The following is a 25,055-nucleotide window of genomic DNA, read 5'->3' on the forward strand; positions in this document are numbered from 1 at the left end:
TCAGCGCAGGAGCTTTGGGGCTTCCTTGCGGATCATGTCCTGCACCTTGCCTGCGAACAGGCCGAGGATGCCGGGCAGGTCGACGACCGCGTGGACGTTGGTCTCGAACACGGTGACCGCGCTCGCGATCGTCTGGCCCATCGCCTGGACGGTGAAGTGCAGCGTATCGCCCTCCCAGCGCTGCTCGGTCACCGACCCGCCGGGGATCTTGTCGCTGATCTTGCCGATCCCGCCGTCGAGCCGCGCGCGGACCGCGGTCTTGCCGAGCTGATGGGGGACGTCGACGGTGATGGGGGTGCCCATGTCTATTCCTTAAGTCGCGAAAATCATGTCGTCGTTGGCGAACGCCTTGAACTCGAGTGCGTTGCCGCTGGGATCGAGAAAGAACATCGTCGCCTGCTCGCCAGGCTCGCCCTTGAAGCGGATGTACGGCGCGATGCCGAACTGGACACCGGCTGCGGTGACGCGTTCGGACAGCGCGGTCCAGTCGTCCATCGTCAGCACTACACCAAAATGCGGGACCGGGACGGCGTGGCCATCGACTGCGTTCTCGACCGCGACGGGTTTCGCTGAGGGGTCGAGGTGCGCGACGATCTGGTGGCCGAACAGGTCGAAGTCGATCCAGTGGTCGCTGGAGCGGCCTTCACGACAGCCGAGGGTGGCGCCGTAGAAGGTGCGTGCGGCGGCGAGGTCGTGGACCGGGAAGGCTAGGTGAAAGGGGCGTAGGGTCATTTGGGGAAGATAGATCGGGCGATCCGGTTCGTCACCCTTGGGTTTATGAGCTTTGCCTGCGGTACGTGGGACAGCCCTTCCTTGTTCTCCCGCGAAGGCGGGAGCCCAGACTGGGCTCCCGCCTTCGCGGGAGAACAAGGTTTGTCGTGGGCGCCGTTCATACACTGCACCACCCCGGCGAAGGCTAAGACATTGCCCGGCCCCTTCCGCCACGCCATAGCGCGAGCGTGAACCGTTACCCCGCCCTCGCCTGCCTCGTTCTCGGTGCGCTTGCCGCGACCGGGTTCGCTCCGCTCGATCTCTGGCCGCTAACGCTGATCGCGTTCGCGGTGTGGATGAAGATTGTCCACGACGCAGAGACCCTGCGCAGCGCACTGTGGCGCGGGTGGGTGTTCGGGGTCGGGCATTTCACCGTGAACAACAACTGGTTCCAGCACGCGTTCGACTTTCAGGATGCGATGCCGCCGGTGCTCGGGTACTTCGCGGCAGTCGGTCTCGCGCTGTATCTGGCAGTGTTCCCGATGCTTGCAGGAGGCTTGGCATGGCGGATCGCACGACGGCCCGGCACCCCCGACGCGACGTTCGTGTTCGTCTTCGCCGCGGTTTGGATCGCGACCGAGTGGCTCCGCGCGACGCTGTTCACCGGCTATGCCTGGGATCCGCTGAGTGTCGTCTGGCTCCCCGCGATCGGCGTCGCGCGGCTGTCCGCATGGATCGGGACCTACGCCCTGTCGGGAGTGACGATCCTTGCCGCGGGCGCGTTGCTGATGCTCGCGGTACGGCGCTGGACACTGCCAGCCGTCGCCCTTCCAGCGCTCGGCCTCGCCGCACTGTCCGCGCTCTGGACGAATGCGCCGCCCCCCGCCCCCGGCACGCCTCTGGTCCGCGTGGTCCAGCCCGATATCGGCCAGGAAGACCGCAGCGAGACCGACGGCGAGCGCGTGCTCTCCGCACTCGAAAAGCTTAGTGGCCAAGGTGGCACCACCCCGCGCCTCGTCGTCTGGCCCGAGGGCGTAGTCCGGGACTACGTCGAGGATGGCTACCCGTTCTACGCCTATGGTTGGTCGAGCCCGCTCTACCTCCGCCGCCGCATGGCGCGGTTGCTGGGCCCAGAGGACATCCTGCTGATCGGCGGCACTGCGCTCGAGTTCAACGCCAAGGATCAGATCTCGGGCGCGGCGAACTCGGTATTCGCGCTCGACGCACAAGCGCGGTTGCGCGGCCGCTACGACAAGGCGCACCTCGTGCCGTATGGCGAATATCTGCCGATGCCGTGGCTGCTGAAGCCGCTCGGGCTTGCGCGGCTCGTCCCCGGCGACATCGACTTCACCTCGGGCAAGGGCCCTGCGAACCTGACGCTGCCGGGCTTCGGTTCGATCGGGATGCAGATCTGCTACGAGATCATCTTCTCGGGCGAGGTCGTGGATCGCGCGCATCGTCCGCGCATCCTTTTCAATCCCTCGAACGACGCGTGGTTCGGCAAATGGGGTCCGCCGCAGCATCTCGCCCAGGCCCGGATGCGCGCGATCGAGGAAGGGCTGCCGATCCTTCGCGCCACGCCGACCGGTATTTCCGCGATCATCGCTGCCGATGGTCGCCTCGTCGCGACCGTCCCGCACGAGACCGCCGGTGCGATCGAGCAGCCAATGCCGTCCGCGCTGCCTCCCACGCTGTTCTCGCGCGTCGGCAACGCGATGGCGGCGATCGTCGCCATACTCATGCTCGTCACTGCGGTTGCCCTGCGCCGTCGCCAGCGCTAGGGTCATATAAAGCTTTCCTTATATGACGCTCGCTCCAGAGCATGGCAAAGAGGCCCGCATGCGCAAGTCTTTCCTCTTCACTTCCGAATCGGTCTCCGAAGGCCATCCCGACAAGGTCGCCGACCAGATCAGTGACACGATCGTCGACTTGTTCCTCGCCAAGGACCCGCAGGCACGCATTGCCTGCGAGACGCTGACGACCACGCAGCTCGTCGTCCTCGCCGGTGAAATCCGCGGCAAGGGCATCTACGAGAACGACCAGTGGGCCGACGGCGTGCTCGAAGAGATCGAGGCGGCTGTCCGCAACACGGTCAAGGAAATCGGCTACGCGCAGTCGGGCTTCCACTGGGAGACCTTCCGCTTCGAGAACAACCTCCACGGCCAGTCCGCGCACATCGCGATGGGCGTCGACGAGAGCGGCAACAAGGACGAGGGCGCCGGCGATCAGGGCATCATGTTCGGCTATGCGACCGACGAGACCCCCGGCCTGATGCCCGCGACGCTGTATTACAGCCACAAGATCCTCGCCAAGATGGCCGAAGATCGCCACTCGGGTGCCGCGCCGTTCCTCGAGCCCGACGCGAAGAGCCAGGTCACGCTGTCGTACGAGAACGAAGTGCCGGTCGGCGCGACTGCGTTGGTCGTCTCGACGCAGCACGCGCCGGGCTATTGCGAGAAGGGCGACAACGCCGATCCCGCCAAGTACGCCGTGCTGCGCGACTATGTCATGGGCGTGTTCAAGGATGTGCTGCCCGACGGTTTCATCACCGACGAGACCGCGATCTACATCAACCCGACCGGCCAGTTCGAGATCGGTGGCCCCGATGGCGACGCTGGTGTGACGGGTCGCAAGATTATCGTCGATACGTACGGCGGCGCGGCGCCTCATGGTGGCGGCGCGTTCTCGGGTAAGGATCCGACGAAGGTCGATCGTTCGGCGGCTTATGTGGCACGCTATCTGGCGAAGAACGTCGTCGCTGCCGGCCTCGCGCGTCGTTGCACGATCCAGCTGAGCTATGCGATCGGAATTGCGGAGCCGCTGTCGGTGTATGTCGACACGCATGGCACCGGTACCGTCGAGGAAGCCAAGCTCGAGGCGGTCCTGCCGAAGCTCGTTCGCCTGACGCCGAAGGGCATTCGCGAGCACCTGAAGCTGAACGCGCCGATCTACAAGAAGACGGCGGCGTATGGGCATTTCGGTCGCGAGCCAGAGGGTGATACGTTCACCTGGGAGAAGACCGATCTGGTCGATGCGCTGAAGGCTGCCGTCGCCTGATAGCGACGCCTTTGGGGTTACGAAAAAGCCTCCCGCGGACCAGTCCTCGGGAGGCTTTTTTAGCTGATCTTCCAGTCCCTCGCCCCGTCGGGGAGAGGGAGGGAGGAGCCGCTTGGCGACGGAAGGGTGAGGGGTTTGGGGGAGAGGGTCCGAGCCTCACTCCCCCTCACCCTCCCACCCGGCTTCGCCGTGCGGGCCCCTCCCTCTCCCCGGGGGGAGAGGGTTATCAAGGACGTGTCGCGTTCCGCTTGCCAAGCTGTCCTTCGATACGCTGCTTCGACAGGCTCGGCAGCTACTCGGGACGAACGGGGGAAATCTGGGCATGCCGCTGCTCGGTCAGGATCTGCCACGCGGTCAGGAACAGCGCCGCGACCAGCGGGCCAACGACGATACCGCTTAGCCCGACTACCTCGATCCCGCCCAGCGTCGTCACCAGCACGATATAATCAGGAATGCCGGTGTCACGCCCGACCAGGATCGGCCGAAGGATGTTGTCGGCAAGACCGATCACCACCACGCCCGAGACGATCACGACCACGCCCTGCCAGATCGCGCCCGTCGCCAGCAGGTACACTGCAACCGGCACCCACACGATCGCAGGCCCGAGCGCAGGCAGCAGCGACGTCAGCGCCATCAGCAGGCCCCAGAGCAGGGCCGCCGGCACGCCGACGATCCAGAAGGTCAGGCCCCCAAGCGCACCCTGGACGAGCCCGACGATCACCGATCCCTTGATCGTCGCGCGCACCACCGCGACGAACTTGTCGACCAGCTTCGCCGCCACCGAATGCTCGAACGGCAGTGCGCGGCGGATCGCGGGACCAACCTTGTCGCCGTCGCGGAGCAGGAAGAACGTCACGTACAGACCGACGCCGAACGACAGCAGGAACGCGGCCGCGTTGCGGCCGATCGACAGTGCCTGCCCCGCGATCGAGCGGACGCTGTTGCCGAGGATGTTGGACACCCGCGACTGCGCCTGTTCGAAGCTGTTGAGCCCGGCCTTGTCCAGCGCACCCTGGATCCGGTTCGGCATCGCATCGTGGATCTGCTGGAAATACGCGCCAAAGTTGATCTGGCCGCTTTGCAGCTTCGCATAGACCGAGGCGGACTGGTCGATCATCAGGCTGCCGATGAACAGCGTCGGGATGATCACCGCGACGAAGATGATTAGCAACGTCAGCGCGGCGGCGAGATTGCGGCGGTCGGGCCAGCGCTTGAGCAGCCACTGGTACAGCGACTGGAACAGGATCGCTGCCAGCGCGCTCCACAGCAACGCCGCCGCGAACGACGACACGACTACGCACAACGCGATCGTGATCGCCACCAGGAAGGTGATGAAGCCCCCCGTTTCCAGTCGACGCCTGTCGATCATTGCCGTGTCCCCCGTCATAATAGCGGCCGGTCGAGCCGGTCCTTTCAAAACGTCAAAGCCGCCCCCCGGTGTGTACCGGAAGGCGGCCAAGACGCCGGCGCTGGTGTGCGCCTAGAAGATCAGCGGAGCTTTTCGCTGCCGTTGACCAGTGCGTCCTTCTGCGCCTGCGGCATCGCCAGCGCGTTCACGTCGGCGTCGTCGATCGCGTCCGACTGGCGATCGCCGTCCTTGCGGACTGCCTTGGCCTGCTCTTCGAGATTGTCGGCGGTCGCTTCGAGTGCATCGGCGCGGTTGTCCGCGGCCTTCTCGACCTGGCTGCCGAGCTTGTCATCGCCCTTGCCGCCGCATGCTGCGAGCGAGACGGCCATGGCGGCGAGCGTGACGGCGATGGAAAGCTTCTTCATGGGGATAGTCCGTTCTGGTTACGATGCGGTGGCAACCGTCACGCGGGCGTAACGGTTCCGCTATCCCCTTGCCGATCCTTACAAATATCGATTTCGCCGCAATCTGTGGTCAACGGGTAACACTCGGGTTGCGTCAAACCGCTCAGGCCTTGGCATGCTCGATCAGCAGGGGCGCCTTGCTGGCCACCGCAGTCTCGACCACGGGCGCGACCCGGTCGAAGACCGCGCTGACGAGCGCTTCGGCGATCCAGCCGACCGCGGCGCCGACGACGAGATCGGAGAGGTAATGCTTCCCGTTCACGGGTTGCGCCGCCGCGACGGCGCCGGAGATCAACGCTGCCGGACCACCGGCGCCCGTGATGTCGCGCGACGCAGCACGCGCAACCGCGACCGCGCCGGCAGTGTGACCCGACGGGAACGAGGTCTGGTCGTGATCGTCGCTCTTGCCGGGCTCGAACCGCGCCTTGCCGTCCTCGATCGCCTTTTCCGGGCGGGTACGGTCCACCGACGCCTTGATCGCCGACTTGACGAAGGTCGCCGCCGCATGCGCCGCCAGCATCCGCACGCCGCCACGGATCACGTCCGGCCTGCGCGCGATCAGGCCGATCACGACCGTGCCGATCGACGTCGCCACGAGCTGCGGCTGGTCGCCAATCTCGGCGAGGAACCCGGTCGCCTTGACCAGCGGCTGGTCGCGGTGCTCGGCGGCCTTGTGCGTCGCCTTGCGGTCCGCCTTCTCGACGGCCTTCGCGGCGTCCTTGGTCTTGCCCATCAATTTTCGCCCTGTCCGTCCATTTCACCGCGCACCTGTGCATGCGCGAGCAAGGCGAACAACCCCGCACCGCCCAGCAAGTTGCCGAGGATCGCCGGCACCATCAGGCCGCCGAGCGCCTCGGCGACGCCAACCTTACCCGAAAACAGCAGCAGCCAGGCCTCCACCGATCCGACGATCGAATGGCTGAACGCGGCGATCGCGACGACATAGGTGATCGCGACGATCACGAGGAACGACTGTTCGCGCGCATTCGGCAGCGACCAGGCGAGGATCGCGATCATGAACCCGGCCGGGACCGCGTTGACGAACGTCGCACCGGGCGAGAGTTCGGTGATCGCCATCGACACCTCGATCATCGCGGTACGAAGCTCGCTGCCGCCGAGCAGGCCCGCCGCGATCATCCCGCCGGCGAGCGCCGTCCCGATGAGGTTGGCGACCAGCACCACGCTCCAGAGCCGCAAGGTGCGCCGCAATGCCCAGCCCGACGGCTTGGTCACCAGCGGCAACATCGCGGTGATCGTGCTCTCGGTGAACAACTGCATCCGCCCGAGGATCACGACCAGGAACCCGATCGGATAGCCGAGCGAGACGATGATCGTCCGCCACGGCGTATCGGGCAGCGCGTGGTGCAGCGCGCCTTCCGCGATCAGCGAACTGGCGATCGCCATGCCCGCGGCGAGCCCGGAAAAGAACAGCGACGATACCGGACGATCGAGTTCTTCCTCGCCCTCCTCGCGAACCGCCTTGTGCAGGTCCTGCGCATCGGCGGCCTTGAGATCCTCGACGTCTTCGCCGGGCGGATTGGAAGCGTTATCGACCATTACGAGAGTGCAACGGTCCGCGTCGCGCTTTGCTCCGGCGCAATCGCCCGCTAGAGCGCGCGGCGATGAACGATCCTTCTGTTATCCGCCGCCTCTATGGCCGTCGCCAGGGCCACAAGCTGCGCCTCGGCCAAGCCGCGCTCGTCGAGGAAACGCTCGCCGACCTGTCGGTGCCCGAAGAAGGGCCGATCGATGCGATGACGTTGTTCGGCGACAACCGCCCGCTGCACGTCGAGATCGGCTTCGGCGCAGGCGAGCATCTGGCGGGACAGGCCGCGATGAACCCCGACGTCGGCTTCATCGGCTGCGAACCGTTCCTCAACGGTGTCGTCGGTGCGCTGGCGCACATCCGCGACGGCGAACTGACCAACGTCCGGCTGCACATGGGCGATGCGTTGGAGGTGATCGAACGCCTGCCCGACGCGAGCCTCGACCGGCTGTACCTGCTGCATCCCGATCCTTGGCGGAAGGCGCGCCATGCCAAGCGCCGCATGGTCAACCACGGCCCGCTCGACACGATCGCCGCCAAGCTGAAGCCCGGCGCGGAATTTCGGCTTGGTACCGACGACCCGACCTATTGCCGGTGGTCGATGATGATCATGAGCGCACGTAGAGACTTCGAATGGCAGGCGAAAACGCCGCATGACTTCCTGACCCGTCCCGACGACTGGCCCGAGACGCGGTACGAGCGCAAGGCGCGGCGGCAGGGTCACGAGGTCTGGTATTATCGCTACCTGCGGGTCTGACCCCGCGGCGGCGGTTCGATAGTCAGGTCGCGATACCGCCGCCGATCGCGCGGACGGTGTCGACCGCGATCTGTAGCCGCGTGCTCTGCACCTCCAGCAACAGGCGTTGCGCGTCGAGCGCCGCGGTCTGTGCGGTCACGACGTCGAGATAGTCGGAAGCGCCGTCCCGGTAGCGGATGAGCGCGAGATCACGCGTGCGTTCGGCGGCTCGGGTCGCGGCCAGCTGGTCGCGTTCTTGATCCACCAGCGCGCGCGAACGAGCGAGGTCGTCCTCGACTTCGCGGAAGGCGGTGAGGACGGTCGAGCGGTAGGATGCGGCCGCCTCGTCATATTGCGCGCGGCTGATGCGGACGCGGGCGCGCCGTGCCCCGCCGTCGAAGATCGCGAGCGCGGCGGATAGCGGCCCGAGTGCCCAGAAGCTGTTCGAGGCGCGGAGGATGTTGCCGTTGCCCGCCTCGAACCCGCCCGAGCCGCCTAGCGTGAGCGACGGGTATTGGGCCGCGCGGGCGACGCCGATCTGGGCGTTGGCGGCGGCGATCCGGCGCTCGGCCGCGACGATGTCGGGGCGGCGTTGCAACAGTGTCGAGGGTACGCCGACGGGTATCGCGGGCGGACGCTGCAACGTGTCCGCGACGGGGATCGCGAAGGTCGAGGGGGTCTCGCCGACCAGCGCCGCGATCGCGTGCTCGAACGCCGCGCGTGCGCCGGCGACCGCCGACAGTTCCGCGCGTGCGCTCGACAGCAACGCGGCCGAGCGGCTGACGTCGATTCCCGAGGCTATGCCGCCGGTGTGGCGCGTATCGGTGAGGTCGTAGGCGCGCTGGAACGCCGCGACGGTCTGGCGCAGCAACACCGTACGCGCATCGAGACCGCGCATCTGGAAATAGGAATCCGCCAGTGACGCCTGGAGCGCGAGACGAACCGCGACGACGTCCTGTGCGCTGGCCTGCGCCGAGGCGGCATCGGCGCGGACCGAATTGCGGACGCGGCCGAACAGGTCGATCTCGTACGCCAGCGACGCGCCGACCGAGAGATTGTTGTAGGTCGCGGCGTTACCCGGAGAGAGCGGCCGGCCGGCGGATACGCGCGAACGGCCGCCGTCGGCCCCTACCGATATCGACGGCAGTAGCGCGGCACGGGACTCGCCGAGCAGACCGCGCGCCTGATCGTAGCGGGCGACGGCGGAAGCGAGGTCGGGATTGCCCGCCTCGATCCGCGCTTCGAGCGCGGTCAGCGTCGGATCGTCGAACGCGGTCCACCACGCAGCGGGGAGCGACGTGTCGGTGGCGGCTGGCTGCCAGGGCCCCTGCCCTTGCGGTCCGAGTTCCTTGTACGCCGCCGCGGCCGGGCTCGGCGGGATGCTGTACGGCGGCGCGAGCGAGCACCCGGCCAGGCTTGCCGCCGCCGCCGCCATACCCAGCCTAGCGCTTCGCACGGGCCGGTCCTGTCGAAGGCGCGATCCGGACCGGGTCGCCGGTCTGGAGCGAGTCCGGCGGGCTGTCGATCACGCGATCGCTGGCGCTGAGCCCTGCGCTGATCGCGACGCTGTCGCCATCGTCGCGGCCGATCGTGATCGTCTTGAGATGCGCCTTGCCGTCGCTGCCGACGACCGCGACCTGCGTGCCCTTCGCGCCGATCACCAGCGCGCTCGACGGCAGCCGTACGCCGGTGCCGCCCGCACCGACCGGGAACTTGACCTGCGCATAGGCGCCCGGCTTCAGCGCACGATCAGTGTTCGCCGCCTGCAACTCGACCAGAACGGTGCCTGACTGCGGATCGACCGCGTCGGCGCTGCGGGTCAGCGTCACGTCGAAGGCGCGTCCCGGATATTCGGGCACGGTCAGCGTCGCGTGCATCCCCTGCCGGGTCTGTCCCGAATAGGCCTGCGGCACGCGGACGTAGATCCGCATCCGGTTGACGTCGGCGATCGTGAACAGCGGGGTGGACGCGGCCGTCCCTGCGGTCACCAGTGCGCCGACCTGCGTCGAGCGGCTCGTGACGACGCCCGAGAACGGCGCGGTCAGGCGGGTGAAGCCCTGCAACGCGCCGAGCCGGCGGACGTTGGCGGACGCCGCGTTGGCGATCGCGGACTTGGCGGCGAGGTCGCCGATCTTCTCGTCGGTCTCCTGCTTCGACACCGCATCCTTGGCGAGCAGATCGCGCCAGCGGGTCGCGGTCGACGCGGCGAGCGACCGGTTGGCGCGCGCGGTCTGGAGATCAGCCTGCGCGGCGGCAACCTGCTGGTCGACTTCGGGGGCATCGAGGATGGCGAGCGTCTGGCCGGCGCGGACCGGATCGCCGATGTCGACGAACCATTTGCGGATATAGCCCGTGGTCCGCGCATAGATCGCGGCGCTGTTATACGCCTGGACGTTGCCCGGCAGCGTTAGCGCGTCGCTCGCGCCCTCGGCGGTCGGGCGGATCACGGTGACGATCGGCGTCGACTGTGCGGTCGTCCAGGTCGCGAGTTGCGAGTCCGAGCGGTGCCGCGTGAAGATGCCGAACGCCACCAGCGCCAGCGCGATCACCGCCGCGACGATGCCGACTTTCTTGAGCGACCCGCGCTTCGGCTCGGTGGCGACGGGATCCGGATGAACGATCTCAGACATGCGCTTCCTCTAAAATCTCGTCGCGGCGGGCTTTGGCGGCGGCGCGCTCTGCGTCCTTGCGGTGCACGAGGCTGAAGATGACGGGCACGAACATCAGCGTCGCGAACGTCGCGACGATCAGCCCGCCGATCACCGCGCGGCCGAGCGGCGCGTTCTGCTCGCCGCCCTCGCCGAAGCCCATCGCCATCGGCAACATGCCGATGATCATCGCGAGCGCGGTCATCAGCACCGGGCGGAAGCGAGTCATCCCCGCCTCCATCGCCGCCTTGTGAGAATCCCCGAGTTCGGCGAGTCGCTCGCGCGCGAAACTCACCACCAGGATCGCGTTGGCCGTCGCGACGCCCATGCACATGATCGCGCCGGTCAGGGCTGGCACGGACAGCGGCGTTCCGGTCAGGAACAGGATCCAGACGATCCCCGCGATCGCGCCGGGCAGCGCGGTGATGATGACGAACGGATCGAGCCAGCTTTGAAAGTTCACGACGATCAGCAGGTAAATCAGCACGATCGCGCCGATCAGCCCGAAGAACAGGCCTGAGAACGCGCTGTTCATCGTCGCATACTGGCCGCGCAACGCGACCGTCGTGCCCTTCGGTGCGGAGGCCTTCGCATCGGCCAGGACACGCTTGATGTCGCCCGCCACCGCGCCGAGATCGCGGCCGTTGGGGGTCGCATAGATGTCGATCGCCTGCGCGATGTTGTAGTGCGAGACGACGGCGGGCGAGGTGCCGCGGACGACCGTTGAAAGCCCGCCGAGCACCTGCGACGTACCGCCCGCATTGGTGCCGGTGACGGGGATGTTCGACAGGTCGCTCATCGAGCCGACGCGGTATTCGGGGGTCTGCGCGACGACGCTGTACGACACGCCGTTCTCTGGGTTGAGGTAATAGACCGGCGCGGTCTGGATCGTGCCGGCGAGTGACGATCCGACACTGGCGGTGACGTCGCGCTCGGTGAGGCCCAACTGCCCGATCCGGCTGCGGTCGATGTTGACGCGCAGTTCCGGGTAGCGCGCGGATTGCTGGATGCGTGCATCGGCGACGCCGGGGATCGCCGCGATTTTGCGCAACAGCGTCCGTGCGTAGGCGTAGTTGCCCGCCGCATCCTTGCCGGTGATCTGCACGTCGATTGGCGCGGGCGCACCGAAGTTCAGGATCTGGCTGGTGATGTCGGCGGGCAGGAACGAGAAGGTCGCGCCGGGGAACGCACCGGGCAGCGTCTCGCGCAGTTTGCGCACGTAATCGGCGGTCGGTGCGTGCTCATGCGCGAGCTGGATCAGGATGTCGCCGTCCTGCGGACCGATCGTGCCGGAGTTGTTGTAGGTCGCGTTGATCGAGCTGACCGGCAGCCCGATGTTGTCGACCACCGACACGAGTTCGTTCGCGGGGATGATCTGGCGGACGCGACGCGCGATCCGGTCGAACTGTGCCGACGTGCTCTCGATCCGGCTGCCGATCGGCGCGCGGACGTGCATCGTGATCTGGCCCGCATCGACCGCGGGGAAAAAGTTTTGGCCGAGGAACGGGATCAGCAGCATCGACAGCGCGACCACCGCGAGGAAGCCGAGCAGGAACGGCTTGCCGGTCGCTAGCGCGCGTTCCAGCAACCGGCCATAACCGCCACGAAACCGTTCGAACCGCGCCTCGAAACCGCGCTGGAACCGGACGAGCGGGTTGCGCGAGGTCGGCGTTCCTGCAGCATGGACGTCGCCCGCGTGCGGCTTGAGCAGGTACATCGCCATCGTCGGCACCAGTGTCCTGGAGAGCACGAACGACGCGATCATCGCGAACACCACCGACAGCGCGAGCGGCACGAACAGGAAGCCCGCGACGCCCGGCAGGAAGAACATCGGCACGAACACGATGCAGATGCACAGCAGCGACACGAACGCCGGCGTCACGATCTGCGCGGCGCCGTCGAGGATCGCCTGGCGGACGCTCTTGCCCTGCTCCAGATGCCAGTTGATGTTCTCGATCGTCACCGTCGCGTCGTCGACCAGGATGCCGACCGCGAGGCTGAGGCCACCGAGCGTCATCACGTTCAGCGTCTGGCCGGTCGCCGACAGCGCGATGATCGCGGCGAGGATCGCCAGCGGGATCGAGATCGCGATGATCACGGTCGAGCGCCACGATCCGAGGAACAGCAGGATCATGAGGCTGGTCAGCGCGGCGGCGATCGCGCCTTCCTTGACGACGCCCTCGACCGCCGCCTTCACGAACAGCGACTGGTCGCCGATCGGCACGATCTTGAGGCTGTCGGGCAAGGTCGCCTGGATCGCGGGCAGCGCATCCTTGATCCCCTGGACGATCGCCAGTGTCGAGGTCGATCCGTTCTTGAGGATCGTCATCACCACCGACCGCGACCCGTCGACATGGACGACGTTGGTCTGTGGCGCGCTGCCGTCGCGGACATGCGCCACGTCGCGCATGTAGATCGTCGCGCCGTTGACGACCTTCACCGGCAGGTTGTTCAGCTCGTCGATCGAGCCCGGCGCGTTGTTGAGGCGGACATTATACTGGAAGCCGCCGATCTTCGCGAAACCGGCCGGGTTGATCTGGTTCTGCGCGGCGATCGCGAGGCCGACGTCCTGCGCGGACAGGCCCTTCGACTGCAGCGCCTGCGGGTCGAGATCGATCTGGACCTGACGCTGGCGGCCGCCCGACGGATACGGGATCGCCGCCCCCGGCACGGTGACCAGGCCCGGACGGATCTGGTTGACGGCGGTGTCGAACAGCTTGCCCTCGGACAGTCCGACGCCCGACAGCGCGAGCTGCAGGATCGGCACGGTCGAGGCGCTGTAGTTGAGGATCAGCGGCGGGGTGACGCCCGGCGGCAACTGGCGCAGCACGGTCTGCGACACCGACGTGACCTGCGCGGTGGCGGTGCGGATGTCGGCGCCTGGCTGGAAATAGATCTTCACGACGCCGATGCCCGGCATCGACTGGCTCTCGATATGGTCGATGTCGTTGACGGTGGTCGACAGCACCCGCTCGTACGGGGTGATGATGCGCCCCGCCATGTCGTCGGGCGACAGGCCCTGGTACGTCCAGGCCGCGGCGATCACGGGCACCTTGATGTCGGGGAAGATGTCGACCGGCGTCCGCACGGCCGCGAGCACGCCGACGACCGCGATCAGGATGGCCATGACGATGAAGGTGAGCGGGCGCGATAAGGCGACCCTGACGATACCGATCACGGAGAAACTCCAATCCGAACGCGGCACGACTGGTGGCGACTCCCGGAGCCGCCAGACCTGCCCGACGATTCCCCTTTGCGGCAGCGCAGCAGGGAAATGCAAGGGTCAATGTTGCTTACGTTTCTACCGTGATGTCCGCGAACGCACGCGTGATACTCACAGCTGGTGCGGTTCGACGATTTCGGTCGGGGGTTGGAGCGGGTAACGGGAATCGAACCCGTGTATTCAGCTTGGAAGGCTGCTGTACTACCATTGTACTATACCCGCATGCTATTGAAACCGTTGGGTTTCCAAGCAGGCTCCCGGTAGTGTTCCAACCCGGGAGCGGTGCGGCGATAGCGCGGGCGGGTGATCGGTGCAAGCCGCTAGCCGTCGCGGCGCGCCACATACCGGTCGACGACCGGCGCGCGTCCTGTGCTAGATCGTCCGCTCAATCCTGAACCGGAGCGCTGCCATCGTCGGGCCAAGTGTCATCGTCGCGATCCTGACCTATGGCGCGTTGCTGTTCGGGATCGCCTGGATCGTCGACCGGCGCGGGCTGTCGGCGCGGCTCCAGCGGATCGCCTATCCGCTGTCGCTGGCGGTGTATTGTAGCAGCTGGACGTTCTTCGGCGGGGTCGGCACGGCGGCGACGCGGGGATGGGATTACCTAGCCATCTATCTCGGTCCGGCGCTGGTGTTCCTGCTCGCGCCGAAGTTTCTCGCGCGACTGGTAAGGTTGGCGCGCGAGGAAGGGTCGAGTTCGATCTCCGACTTCATTTCCGCGCGCTATGGGCGGAGCCGGGGAACCGCGGCGATCGTCGCTGGCACGGCGTTGCTCGCGTCGGTGCCGTATATCGCGCTGCAGTTGCGGTCGGTGACGCTGAGTTTCGGCGCAATCGCGGGCGTGGGGAGTTCGGCGGAGGTCGGCACGCTCGTCGCGTTGCTGCTCGCGGTGTTCGCGATCGTGTTCGGCGCGCGGCGGTATGAGGTCGCCGGGCGCAACCCCGGCGTTGTTGCGGCGATCGCGGCAGAGTCGCTGATCAAGCTGTTGTGTTTCGTGGTGCTCGGGGTGGTGACGGTGGCGCTGCTCGCCGACGTGCCGGCGGAGATGCTGGCGCCGCCGATGGCGCGGCTTCGGTCCGGCTTCACCTGGGACGCGCTGACGTCCGATTTCTGGGTTCGGACGCTGCTGTCGGCGCTCGCGATCCTGTGCCTGCCGCGGCAATTCTATGTCGGGGTGATCGAAGCGCAGGGTCCGGAGCCGGTCGCCAAAGCGCGCGGGCCGTTCATCGCGTACATGATAGTGATCTCGCTGCTCGTGCTGCCGCTGGCGCTCGCCGGGATGACGCTGTTGCCGGGCGATGCCGAGCCCGATCTGTACGTGCTGGCGGTGCCCTTGCAGCAGGGACATCACCTCGTCGCGCTGCTCGCGTTTCTCGGCGGGTTTTCGGCGGCGACGGCGATGGTGGTGGTCGAGACGATCGCGCTGTCGACGATGGCGACCAACGACCTGCTCGCGCCGCTGTTGCTTCGGCGGCACGGCGAGGCGGGCGAAGGCGAGCTTGGTCGACGGATGCTGCGCGTGCGGCGGGTGATCATCGCGGCGATCGTCGCGGTCGCGCTGGTGTATGGACGGAGCCTCGGCGCGGACCTGCCGCTTGCGTCGATCGGGCTGATCGCGTTCGCCGGGGTCGCTCAGTTCGCGCCTGCATTGATCGCAAGCGTGGGGTGGAACTTCGCCAACCATACGGCGGCACGCGCCGGGCTGATCGGAGGCGTGATCGTCTGGATCTACTGCCTGTTGCTGCCGTCGATCGGCGAGGGTGTTGGGCCGGCGCTGGCGCAGTTCACGCGGGGGTGGCTCGATCCCGACGCATTGCTTGGCTGGCGGATCGGCTCGCCGTTGGTCAACGGGACGGTGTGGAGCCTTGGCGTCAATGTCGCGCTGATGGCCGGGCTTCACATGCGCGAGCGGCATCGGGGGAACGCTGCGCTCGACCACGTCACCACGTTGGCCGAATTGCGAATGCTGGTCGCGCGGTTCGTTGGCGACGGCGAGGCGGAGGCGATCGGGGTGGCGTCGGTGGATCTCCGCGCGCCGATCGATGGCCCCGCCGCGCGCACCGCCGAGCGGCTGATCGCAGGCGTGATCGGCGCACCGTCGGCGCGGAAGATCGTCGCGTCGAGTATCGCCGGGTCGGCGATCGACGTCAGCGACGTGGTGCGCCTGCTCGATCAGCGCGGGCGATCGCTGCGGTTCTCGCGCACGCTGCTGTCGGCGACGCTGGAGACGATCGACCCGGGGGTCAGCGTGATCGATGCGGACTTGCGGCTGGTCGCGTGGAATCCGCGCTATGTCGAGATGTTCGATTATCCCGAAGGCTATGTCGTGGTCGGGCGCTCGATCGCCGACCTGATCCGCTACAATGCCGAGCGCGAAGGCATCGCAGGCGATATCGCGGCGCATGTCGGGCGGCGGGTGGCGCACCTCGCGCGCGGCACGCCGCATAGTTTCGAGCGGCAACGGCCATCGGGGCGCTGGATCAAGATGGTCGGGCGGCCGATGCCGGGCGGCGGGTACGTCCAGAGTTTCACCGACATCACGGCGGAGAAGGAGGCGCAGGCCGATCTCGAGGCGCGGGTGGCGGCGCGGACGCAGGACCTGGCGCGGTCGAACCACATGCTCGGCGAGGCGCGCGCGATCGCCGAGACCGCGACGCGCGACAAGACGCGGTTCCTGGCGGCGGCGAGCCATGACCTGTTGCAGCCATTGCACGCGGCGCGGCTGTTCTGCGCGGCGCTTGCGGAAGACAGGGCGCCGCATCAGGCGGAACTGGTGCGCGCGATCGATGGTGCGATCGGGTCGGCGGACACGTTGCTGCGCGCGCTGCTCGACGTGTCGCGACTCGATGCGGGGGGCGTCGTTCCGAAGGTCGAGCGGTTTGCGCTGGGGGCGTTGATCGACGAGCTGGCGGTGCAGTTCCGGCCGTTGGCGAGTGAGCGCGGGCTAGTGCTGGCGGCGCATCCGGGGGCGTTCAGCGTGGCGACGGATCGGTCGCTGTTGCGCTCGATATTGCAGAATTTCCTGTCAAACGCGGTGCGCTATTCGGCGGATGGGCGGATCTGGATCGGCGCGCGGCGCAGGGGCGACGATGTGCTGATCGAGGTGCGCGATAACGGGCCGGGGATCGCGGCTGGGGACCGCGAGCGGATCTTCGAGGAGTTCGAGCGGCTGGAAAGCAAGGGAAGCGCGGGCGGTGGCGTCGGGTTGGGGCTGGCAATCGTGCGGCGGATTGCGCGGTTGCTCGGGGCGGCGGTGGAGTTGCGGTCGGAATTGGGGCGGGGGACGACGTTTGCAGTGCGGGTGCCGCTGGCGCCGGCCGGGCTGGACGTTTTGTTGCCGACGCCCCTGGCGAGCCGTGCGTTGGTGCCGGGCTTGCGGGTGCTGTGTCTCGACAATGATGCGACGATCCTCGCGGCGCTCGATGCGGCGTTGCGGGCGCGGCGGTGCGTTGCGTTGCTGGCGGCGACGATCGCCGAGGCGATGGAACTGGCGGCGGACGAGGAGCCGGATGTGGCGCTGGTCGACTTCCACTTGGACGAAGCGGAGGATGGGCTGGATGTGGTTGCGCGGTTGCGGGCGATGGTGCCGGCGCCGGCGATCGCGCTGGTGACGGCGGATCGTGCGGTTGCGGAGGATCCGCGCTGTGTTGGGTTGGTGGTGTTGACTAAGCCGGTGGTGCCGGCGGATTTGTGGCGGTTTGTCGAGGATGCGTCTGCTGCCGCGGCGCTGGGAAGTTGAGGCTTCTCGATCCTCCCCCGCAAGGGGGAGGTGGCTGGCTCTTGCCAGACGGAGGGGGAGGATAGGGAAACGGGCGTTGTGGGGGCCGCCCCCTCCGTCGCCTTCGGCGCCACCTCCCCCTGGCGGGGGAGGATTGAAATGGGGGCAGCATTCAGCCGGAGTGGCTGCCTGTCGGAACCAGTCAGTATTCGACCTTTCGAGCAAGGCATGTTTCCCCGCGAAGGCGGGGATCCAGACTGGGCTCCCGCCTTCGCGGGAGAACAAGGAATTATGTGCTGCCGTTGGATTGCGGACTGGGTCTTGTCCGAGTGGCATGATCTGCCTTAGTCCGCGAAGTGGATGTCCATTGCCCGCGCCGCGAGGACGGCTTGCGTGCGGTTCTGGACGCCGAGTTTTCGGAGGATGGCGGTCATGTGGCCTTTGACCGTGCCTTCGGAGATGCCGAGGTCGAACGCGACTTGCTTGTTGAGGCGGCCGGCCAGGACGCCGAGGAGGACTTTAAGTTCGGTTGGGGTGAGGCTCGCAACACGCGTCGCCATGTCATCGACGGAGGCACCTTCGATCGGCGCGTCGCGTTCGCCGGCGAGAGCTCGGGCTACGGCATTTTCCAGCGTGGCGAGGTCGGCGGTTTTCGAGACGAAGCCGATTGCGCCATAGGCCCTCGCACGGGGTGCAGCTTCGGCTTCGTCGGCCGATGAGATCACCATGATCGGCGTATCGGGGCGTTCGGCGTGGAGCAGCGCGACACCCGCGAACCCTTCCGAGCCCGGCATGCGCAGGTCGAGGAGGATCAGGTCGAGCCGTTCCGCCCCCCGCACCGCATCGACCGCTTCGCAGAGCTGCCCCGCCTCGATCACCACCGCGTCGGGCGCAGCGCGGCTGACCGCCAGTTTTAGCGCCTGGCGGAACAGCGGGTGATCGTCGGCGATGAGGATCGTGCGCGTCATGCCGGTACGGGAATAGCCTCCTCGCGGCCGGCGATCAGCGCGTCGACCACCGCGGGATCGGCGAGCGTCGAGGTGTCTCCGAGCTGGTCGAGCTGGTTCTCCGCGATCTTGCGCAGGATGCGGCGCATGATCTTCCCAGAGCGCGTCTTGGGCAGCGCGGGTGCGAACTGCAGGATGTCGGGGGTCGCGATCGGCCCGATCTCGCGGCGGACCCATTGGACGAGTTCCTTGCGCAATTCCTCGCTCGGCTCGGCGTTCGCGTTCAGGGTGACGTAGGCGTAGATGCCCTGGCCCTTCACGTCGTGCGGCATGCCGACGACCGCGGCTTCGGCGACCTTCGAATGCGCGACGAGCGCGCTCTCGACTTCGGCGGTGCCCATGCGGTGGCCGCTGACGTTGATGACGTCGTCGACCCGACCGGTGATCCAGTAATAGCCGTCCTCGTCGCGGCGGCAGCCGTCGCCGGTGAAATACTTGCCCGGATAGGTCGAGAAATACGTCTGGAAGAAGCGCTCGTGATCGTTCCACACGGTCCGCATCTGGCCGGGCCAGCTGTCGGCGATGACGAGGTTACCCTCGACCGCGCCGTCCAGCACCTTGCCGTCGGCGTCGACCAGTTCCGGCATCACGCCGAACAGCGGCTTGGTCGCGCTGCCGGGCTTGAGTGCGGTTGCGCCCGGCAGTGGCGAGATCATGTGGCCACCCGTCTCGGTCTGCCACCAGGTGTCGACGATCGGGCAGCGGCCGTCGCCGACGACATTGTGATACCAGTTCCACGCTTCCGGGTTGATCGGTTCGCCGACCGAGCCGAGCAAGCGCAGCGACTTGCGGCTGGTGCGCGTCACCCAGTCGTCGCCCTCGCGCATCAGCGAGCGCAGCGCCGTCGGTGCGGTGTAGAGGACGTTGACCTGGTATTTGTCGACGATCTGCCAGAAGCGGCTGTGATCGGGATAGTTGGGCACGCCCTCGAACATCACGGTGGTCGCGCCGTTCGCGAGTGCGCCGTACAGCGAATAGGTGTGGCCGGTGACCCAGCCGACGTCCGCCGCGCACCAGAAGATCTCGCCGGGGCGGTAGTTGAAGACGTATTCGTGCGTCATCGACGCCCACACCAGATAGCCGCCGGTCGAGTGGAGCACGCCCTTGGGCTGGCCGGTCGAGCCGCTGGTGTAGAGGATGAACAGCGGGTCCTCTGCGTTCATCGGCTCGGGTGCGCAGTTGGTCGACTGGCCTTCGACGCACTCCGCATACCAGCAGTCGCGGCCTTCGGTCATGGTGACCTTGCCGCCGGTGCGGCGGACTACGATGACAGTCTCGACCGCGAGATCGCCGTGGTCGAGTGCTGCATCGACGTTTGCCTTCAACGGCACGGTCTTGCCGCCACGCAGGCCTTCGTCGGCGGTGATGACGATGCGGCTGTCGCAGTCGTGGATGCGGTTGCACAGGCTCTCGGGCGAGAAGCCGCCAAACACGACCGAATGGATCGCGCCGATCCGCGCGCAGGCGAGCATCGCGAACGCCGCCTCGGGAATCATCGGCAGGTAGATCGTGACGCGGTCGCCTTTCTTGACGCCCTTCGCCTTCAGCGCGTTGCCGAGCTTCGACACTTCGTCGCGGAGTTCGGCATAGCTGATCTTGCGGTCGTCGGCGGGGTCGTCGCCTTCCCACAGGATCGCGACCGCGTCGGGGTGCGCGTCGGCGTGGCGATCGACGCAGTTCGCGGCGACGTTGAGCTGGCCGTCCTCGAACCAGCGGATGTGGAAGTCGCTCTCGTCGAACGACGTATCCTTGATCTTGGTCGGCGGCACGATCCAGTCGAGGCGCTTGGCCTCCTTCGCCCAGAACGCGTCGGGATCGGTCGCGGCCTCGGCATACATCCGGTCATAGGCGGCGGCGTCGATCAGGGCGTCCTTCGCCCATTCCGCGGGGACGGGATAGCTTGCCTCGGTCATCTGGCTCTCCTTTTGCCGCGCTGTACGCGGTCGTGTTCGGGCGATCATCCCTAACCAAAGTAAGGGATGGACGCAGGTTCGCAATGCGCCATGATGACGGCGCTGCTATCCACGCGTCAGATCAGTGGAAGAGAGCAGAGACGGGGATGACACGTATGGCGTTTACGAAACGGCTGGCCTTGACGGCCTTGTTGGCTGGTACCGCGCTGGTGCCGGGCATGGCGCAGGCGCAGACCGCGCGTGAGGTCGAACTCGAGACGCGGTTGAAGGCGCTGGAGGCGGCGGTGCAGGATTTGCGCGGCGAGCTGAACGCGGCGCGGGCAACGGCGGCGACCGCGCCCCAGCCTGCTGCTCCGGCGACATCGACCTCCGCACCGACCGCGGTCGCGTCCGCGCCGAACGATCTGCATCCGACCGCGCCGATGGGCCCGACCGCGCCGACCGCGCTTGCCGAAGCGAAGGCACCGGGCGCGGCGCCATCGACCGACGGGTTCAAGGTCGCCGGGACGACGGTCAAGCTCAACGGCTTCATCAAGACCTGGGCATCGGTCAGTCGGTACAGCGGTGGCAACATTGCCCCCGAGTCGGTCGGTCGCGATTTCTATTTCCCGAGCATGACCCCGGTCGGTGGCCGCAACGAAGGCAACAGCGTCGAGGCACACGCCAAGCAGACCCGCATCGTACTGGGCACCGAAACGCCGATCGCCGGGCATACGCTGAAGGGTCTGCTCGAAGTCGATTTCCAGGTCGTGCCGGGGACTCAAGGCAACCAGCGCGTCGTCAACGGTTACAACCCGGGCCTGCGCCGTGCGTTCTTCACGTTCGATAACTGGCTGTTCGGGCAGGAGTGGACCAACTTCCAGTATATCGGTGCGCTGCCCGAGACGACCGACTTCATCGGACCGTCGGAGGGCACCGTGTTCGTCCGCCAGGCGCAGATCCGCTACACGCGTAAGCTCAACGACACGCTGTCGCTGTCGGTCGCGGCGGAGAATCCGGAGACGGCATCGACCAGTCTGGCTTCGGCGACGATCGTCGAGAATGCCGACGATCGCCTGCCCGACGTCACCGCACGGCTGAACTACAAGACCGAGTTCGGCGAGTTCTCGCTGGCTGGCCTCGCGCGCCAGCTGACGATCGATACGGGTGCGCTCAAGGACAGCGCCACCGGCTGGGGCGTGTCGTTCGCGGGCAAGGTGCCGCTTGATACTAAGGGCCGCTCGGATATCCGCTTCATGGTGACGCACGGCGACGGCATCGGGCGCTATGTCGGTCTGGATCTCGCCCCCGACGCGGTGTTCGTGCCGGTGGTCGGCGCGCGGCTGTATACGCCGAGCCTGACCGCAGGGTTCGCGGCGTTGAAGCTAGGCTGGACCGACAAGCTGCGCTCGACCTTCATCGGCAGCGTCCAGTCGATCGATTACCCGACCGGCGGCGAGCCCGTCGGCGCGAGCGACTCGGCGTGGAGCGCATCCGCCAACCTGTTCTACTCGCCGATCAAGAACATCGATCTCGGCGTCGAATTCCGTCACGCCGAGCGCGAACTGGTCGACGGGCAGGTCGGCAAGATGGACCGCGGCGAGCTTGCGGCGCGGTACTCGTTCTAGCGCATGATTTCACGATCCTCTCCCGCAAGGGGGAGGTGTCGCCGAAGGTGACGGAGGGGGAGGATGCGGAACAATGGTCATCGCGTTCCTCCCCCTCCGTCAGGCTAGTGCCTGCCACCTCCCCCTGGCGGGGGAGGATCAGCGGGCCGCCAATCGGCATTTTTTCGCGTTCATAAGTCGGCGGAGACCGGCTGTTCCACCCAATTTTCCTTCTGAGAGGATACTGCCATGGCGACTACAACAGGGGATGCTTCGCCCCTCGGGCACGTGAAGCAGAGCCAGCCGCTCATCATCATCGCGTCGTCGCTCGGCGCAGTGTTCGAATGGTATGACTTCTATCTCTACGGCCTGCTCGCGACGATCATCACCGCGCAGTTCTTCTCGGGCGTCAACGAGACCACCGGGTTCATCTTCGCGCTCGCGGCGTTCGCGGCGGGGTTCGCGGTGCGGCCATTCGGGGCGCTCGTGTTCGGGCGGATCGGCGATGTCGTCGGGCGCAAGAACACGTTCCTCGTGACGATGGCGATCATGGGCCTGTCGACCTTCCTGGTCGGCCTGCTTCCCAGCTACGCCTCGGTCGGCGTCGCCGCGCCGATCGCGCTGGTCGTGTTGCGCCTGTTGCAGGGCCTGGCGCTCGGCGGCGAATATGGCGGCGCTGCGACCTATGTCGCGGAGCACGCGCCCGACAAGAAGCGTGGGCTGTTCACCAGCTTCATCCAGACCACCGCATCGCTCGGGCTGTTCGCGGCGCTGTTGATCGTGATCGGCGTGCGGACCCTGGTCGGCGAAGAGGCGTTCGCGGCCTGGGGCTGGCGTATCCCGTTCATCGTCTCGATCGCGCTGCTCGCCGTGTCGCTCTGGATCCGCATGCAGCTCGAAGAGAGCCCGGTGTTCCAGAAGATGAAGGACGAGGGCAAGACCTCGAAGGCGCCGCTGACCGAAGCGTTCGGGCAGTGGAGCAACCTCAAGGTTGTGCTGATCGCACTGTTCGGTGCGGTCGTCGGCCAGGGCGTCATCTTCTATACCAGCCAGTTCTACGCTTTGTTTTTCCTCGAGAAGAACCTGCGCGTCGACGGGCCAACCACCAACATCCTGATCGCGATCGCACTCTTGATCGCGACGCCGGCGTTCATCTTCTTCGGCTGGCTGTCGGACAAGATCGGGCGCAAATACATCATCCTGACCGGCTGCGCGCTCGCTGCGCTGACCTACATGCCGCTGTTCCATGCGCTGTCGAAGGCCGCCAACCCGGCGCTTTATGCGGCACAGGCCAATTCGCCGGTGAGCGTCGTCGCCAATCCCGACGAATGCTCGGTGCAGTTCGATCCGGTCGGCAAGAACAAGTTCGACAGCAGCTCGTGCGACATCGCCAAGGCGTATCTGGCGAAGGCCGGCATCTCCTACGCGAACGTGATCGCACCCGCGGGCACCGTCGCGCAGATCCACATCGGTGGCACGACCATCCCGGTCGTCAACCCCGCGGTCGTGTCGGGCCCTGACAAGGCAGCGGCGATCAAGGCGTTCGGTGCCGAGGTGAAGACCGCACTGACCGCGGTAGGCTACCCCGAAAAGGCGGACCCGGCGCAGATCAACAAGCCGATGGTGATCGCGATCCTCGTCCTGCTCGTGCTGTACGTGACGATGGTCTACGGCCCGATCGCCGCGCTGCTGGTCGAGTTGTTCCCGACGCGGATTCGCTACACTTCCATGTCGTTGCCTTATCATATCGGCAATGGCTGGTTCGGCGGGTTCCTGCCGACCGCGGCGTTCGCGATGGTCGCGGCGACGGGGGATATTTACTACGGCCTTTGGTATCCGATCGTCGCCTGTGCGGTGACGGTGCTCGTCGGGCTGGTGTTCCTGCCCGAGACGTTCCGTCGGTCGCTGCACGGCTGAGGTCTTCGGCCTGTAGTTGAACGACGAAGGGGTCGGTTTGGGTGAACCCAAACCGACCCCTTCGCTATTCCGACACTGTCACACCCGCCGCCCGATACGCTGACGGCAAGGATCATGACGGCGTCGTTCAGTAGGTCGTCGAGTTGGTCGACGACACCGAACCATAGCGGCCACGCTCGGCAACGACTTCGTCGCGCGTGTACGCGGGCGCTGCCTCGTCGAAGCGCGTCCAGCCGTCCTGGCGATACGCTGCACCGCGAGTCGTCGCGTCGACCGAACGATGACGATCGAGAACCGCTTCGGCCTCGGTCGCGAGGCTGTCGTCGACGCGTGCGCTGAGCAACGTGCCGCCGCGACGGACGCCTTCCGAATAGACATGCGCCTCGTCATCGGTGTGACCGGCGTCCTTCAATGCGCCGACGATCGTGCCGGTGGCGGCACCGCCTGCTGCACCGATACCGGCACCGACGACGGTCGACGCGAGCCAGCCGGCCGCGACGATCGGCCCCAGGCCTGGGATCGCTAGCAGGCCAAGACCGGCGAGCAGGCCGCCGACGCCGCCAACTGCCGCACCGGTCGAGACACCGCGGCTGACATCGCCACGATCGTTGACGTCGTCCAGCGACGTGTCGTGATCGCCATGCGCGCCATCGGCATTGTTCGCGACGATGCTGATCGAGTCATGTGGCACGCCGAGACGCTCGAGATCGTTCAACGCCGACTTCGCATCCGAATAGTCGTCGAACAGGCGGGTAAGGGTCTTGGTCATCGTTTCTCTCCTGGAAAAATGGATCAGCGTGCGGTCACGTTGCCCTTGTAGTCGAGCCCGGCATTGACCTTCTTGCCGGCCTTGGTCGCGCTGCCACGCCAGACGCCGTCCTTGTCCTTCGCCAGGCGCGAAACCGACTGGTAGCCGGCCTTGGTCAGGCGACCACGAGCCTGGTCCTCGGAGAAGGAATTGGCGCCCTTGGCCGGTGCCGCGACATGGGCTGCATCGTTGTTCTTGACGGCGGGGTTGTGCGCGCCGGCATGCGTTGCGGTCTGCGCGACGGCGCTGGAGGCCAACAGCATTGCGCCGCATGCCATGAATGCTCGAACGGTCATGATACTCTCCTGAGTTTCTGGTTTTGGAAACGGGGACGTTCGCGGGGTGGGAGGCGGCATGTGAGCCACGCCGCCTC

General features: G+C 66.8%; 19 protein-coding genes and 1 tRNA gene. 6 read left to right on the top strand and 14 right to left on the bottom strand.

Features of this window, described 5'->3' with window-relative positions; genetic code table 11:
* Both J4O76_RS15105 and J4O76_RS15110 read right to left on the bottom strand, forming a co-directional pair.
* Complete coding sequence (locus tag J4O76_RS15105) at positions 1-303, bottom strand: polyhydroxyalkanoic acid system family protein (RefSeq protein WP_136189183.1); 303 nt, start codon at positions 301-303, stop codon at positions 1-3.
* Between the two features lie 9 nt (positions 304-312).
* Complete coding sequence (locus tag J4O76_RS15110; RefSeq protein ID WP_426282665.1) at positions 313-732, bottom strand: VOC family protein; 420 nt, start codon at positions 730-732, stop codon at positions 313-315.
* 227 nt (positions 733-959) lie between these two features.
* On the opposite strand from J4O76_RS15110, the gene lnt reads away from it, so the two are divergent.
* Both lnt and metK read left to right on the top strand, forming a co-directional pair.
* On the top strand, positions 960-2,492 hold the full coding sequence (gene lnt / locus J4O76_RS15115; protein ID WP_426282667.1) for an apolipoprotein N-acyltransferase: 1,533 nt from the start codon (positions 960-962) through the stop codon (positions 2,490-2,492).
* Positions 2,493-2,550: 58 nt separating this feature from the next.
* Positions 2,551-3,768, top strand: coding sequence for a methionine adenosyltransferase (metK, locus tag J4O76_RS15120; RefSeq protein WP_136189180.1), 1,218 nt, complete (start codon positions 2,551-2,553; stop codon positions 3,766-3,768).
* Positions 3,769-4,060: 292 nt separating this feature from the next.
* Here the strand turns inward: metK and J4O76_RS15125 are convergent, their stop codons facing one another.
* The 4 genes from J4O76_RS15125 to J4O76_RS15140 all read right to left on the bottom strand — a co-directional run bounded on the left by J4O76_RS15125 (position 4,061) and on the right by J4O76_RS15140 (position 7,137).
* Positions 4,061-5,137 carry an AI-2E family transporter gene (locus J4O76_RS15125; RefSeq protein ID WP_426282669.1) on the bottom strand — a complete coding sequence of 359 codons (1,077 nt, stop codon included), beginning with the start codon at positions 5,135-5,137 and terminating at the stop codon, positions 4,061-4,063.
* Positions 5,138-5,256: 119 nt separating this feature from the next.
* The gene (locus J4O76_RS15130) at positions 5,257-5,541 is read right to left on the bottom strand and encodes a hypothetical protein (protein WP_426282671.1); all 285 of its coding nucleotides are present in this window, start codon (positions 5,539-5,541) and stop codon (positions 5,257-5,259) included.
* Positions 5,542-5,683: 142 nt separating this feature from the next.
* Entirely contained in the window at positions 5,684-6,313 is a 630-nt protein-coding gene (locus J4O76_RS15135; protein WP_426282672.1) for a phosphatase PAP2 family protein, read from the bottom strand.
* Complete coding sequence (locus J4O76_RS15140; RefSeq protein ID WP_426282674.1) at positions 6,313-7,137, bottom strand: formate/nitrite transporter family protein; 825 nt, start codon at positions 7,135-7,137, stop codon at positions 6,313-6,315. The genes J4O76_RS15135 and J4O76_RS15140 overlap by 1 nt, the downstream gene beginning before the upstream one ends.
* A gap of 65 nt (positions 7,138-7,202) precedes the next feature.
* On the opposite strand from J4O76_RS15140, the gene trmB reads away from it, so the two are divergent.
* Positions 7,203-7,883: a tRNA (guanosine(46)-N7)-methyltransferase TrmB gene (gene trmB, locus J4O76_RS15145; protein ID WP_133018484.1), complete on the top strand. Its 681-nt coding sequence runs from the start codon at positions 7,203-7,205 to the stop codon at positions 7,881-7,883.
* Between the two features lie 22 nt (positions 7,884-7,905).
* On the opposite strand, the gene J4O76_RS15150 is transcribed toward trmB, so the two are convergent.
* The 4 genes from J4O76_RS15150 to J4O76_RS15165 all read right to left on the bottom strand — a co-directional run bounded on the left by J4O76_RS15150 (position 7,906) and on the right by J4O76_RS15165 (position 13,955).
* Positions 7,906-9,318 carry an efflux transporter outer membrane subunit gene (locus J4O76_RS15150; RefSeq protein ID WP_426282676.1) on the bottom strand — a complete coding sequence of 471 codons (1,413 nt, stop codon included), beginning with the start codon at positions 9,316-9,318 and terminating at the stop codon, positions 7,906-7,908.
* Entirely contained in the window at positions 9,305-10,492 is a 1,188-nt protein-coding gene (locus tag J4O76_RS15155; RefSeq protein WP_426282678.1) for an efflux RND transporter periplasmic adaptor subunit, read from the bottom strand. The genes J4O76_RS15150 and J4O76_RS15155 overlap by 14 nt, the downstream gene beginning before the upstream one ends.
* Positions 10,485-13,688 (bottom strand): efflux RND transporter permease subunit, encoded by a 3,204-nt coding sequence (locus tag J4O76_RS15160; RefSeq protein ID WP_426282680.1) that lies wholly within the window; start codon positions 13,686-13,688, stop codon positions 10,485-10,487. The genes J4O76_RS15155 and J4O76_RS15160 overlap by 8 nt, the downstream gene beginning before the upstream one ends.
* 193 nt (positions 13,689-13,881) lie before the next feature.
* Positions 13,882-13,955 (bottom strand) — tRNA-Gly (locus J4O76_RS15165).
* A 232-nt stretch (positions 13,956-14,187) separates the two neighbouring features.
* On the opposite strand from J4O76_RS15165, the gene J4O76_RS15170 reads away from it, so the two are divergent.
* A complete protein-coding gene (locus tag J4O76_RS15170) occupies positions 14,188-17,472 on the top strand; it encodes a hybrid sensor histidine kinase/response regulator (RefSeq protein ID WP_426282682.1) in 3,285 nt (1,094 codons plus the stop codon).
* A 323-nt stretch (positions 17,473-17,795) separates the two neighbouring features.
* Here the strand turns inward: J4O76_RS15170 and J4O76_RS15175 are convergent, their stop codons facing one another.
* Together J4O76_RS15175 and acs are read right to left on the bottom strand one after the other, a co-directional pair.
* Positions 17,796-18,419, bottom strand: coding sequence for a response regulator transcription factor (locus tag J4O76_RS15175; RefSeq protein ID WP_133029685.1), 624 nt, complete (start codon positions 18,417-18,419; stop codon positions 17,796-17,798).
* Positions 18,416-20,371, bottom strand: coding sequence for an acetate--CoA ligase (acs, locus tag J4O76_RS15180; protein ID WP_426282684.1), 1,956 nt, complete (start codon positions 20,369-20,371; stop codon positions 18,416-18,418). The genes J4O76_RS15175 and acs overlap by 4 nt, the downstream gene beginning before the upstream one ends.
* Positions 20,372-20,526: 155 nt before the next feature.
* Between acs and J4O76_RS15185 the strand changes: the two genes are divergently transcribed.
* Both J4O76_RS15185 and J4O76_RS15190 read left to right on the top strand, forming a co-directional pair.
* Complete coding sequence (locus J4O76_RS15185; RefSeq protein WP_426282686.1) at positions 20,527-21,978, top strand: DcaP family trimeric outer membrane transporter; 1,452 nt, start codon at positions 20,527-20,529, stop codon at positions 21,976-21,978.
* A 228-nt stretch (positions 21,979-22,206) separates the two neighbouring features.
* Positions 22,207-23,874 carry an MFS transporter gene (locus tag J4O76_RS15190; RefSeq protein ID WP_136189170.1) on the top strand — a complete coding sequence of 556 codons (1,668 nt, stop codon included), beginning with the start codon at positions 22,207-22,209 and terminating at the stop codon, positions 23,872-23,874.
* A 127-nt stretch (positions 23,875-24,001) separates the two neighbouring features.
* Here J4O76_RS15190 and J4O76_RS15195 read toward each other — a convergent pair whose 3' ends face one another.
* Positions 24,002-24,643, bottom strand: a complete 642-nt coding sequence (locus J4O76_RS15195) for a general stress protein (RefSeq protein ID WP_120299540.1) — start codon at positions 24,641-24,643, stop codon at positions 24,002-24,004.
* A gap of 23 nt (positions 24,644-24,666) precedes the next feature.
* Positions 24,667-24,978, bottom strand: coding sequence for a hypothetical protein (locus J4O76_RS15200; protein WP_426282689.1), 312 nt, complete (start codon positions 24,976-24,978; stop codon positions 24,667-24,669).
* Positions 24,979-25,055: the final 77 nt, after the last annotated feature.

The organism is Sphingomonas sp. NFX23, assembly GCF_049887795.1.
GTDB lineage: Bacteria > Pseudomonadota > Alphaproteobacteria > Sphingomonadales > Sphingomonadaceae > Sphingomonas.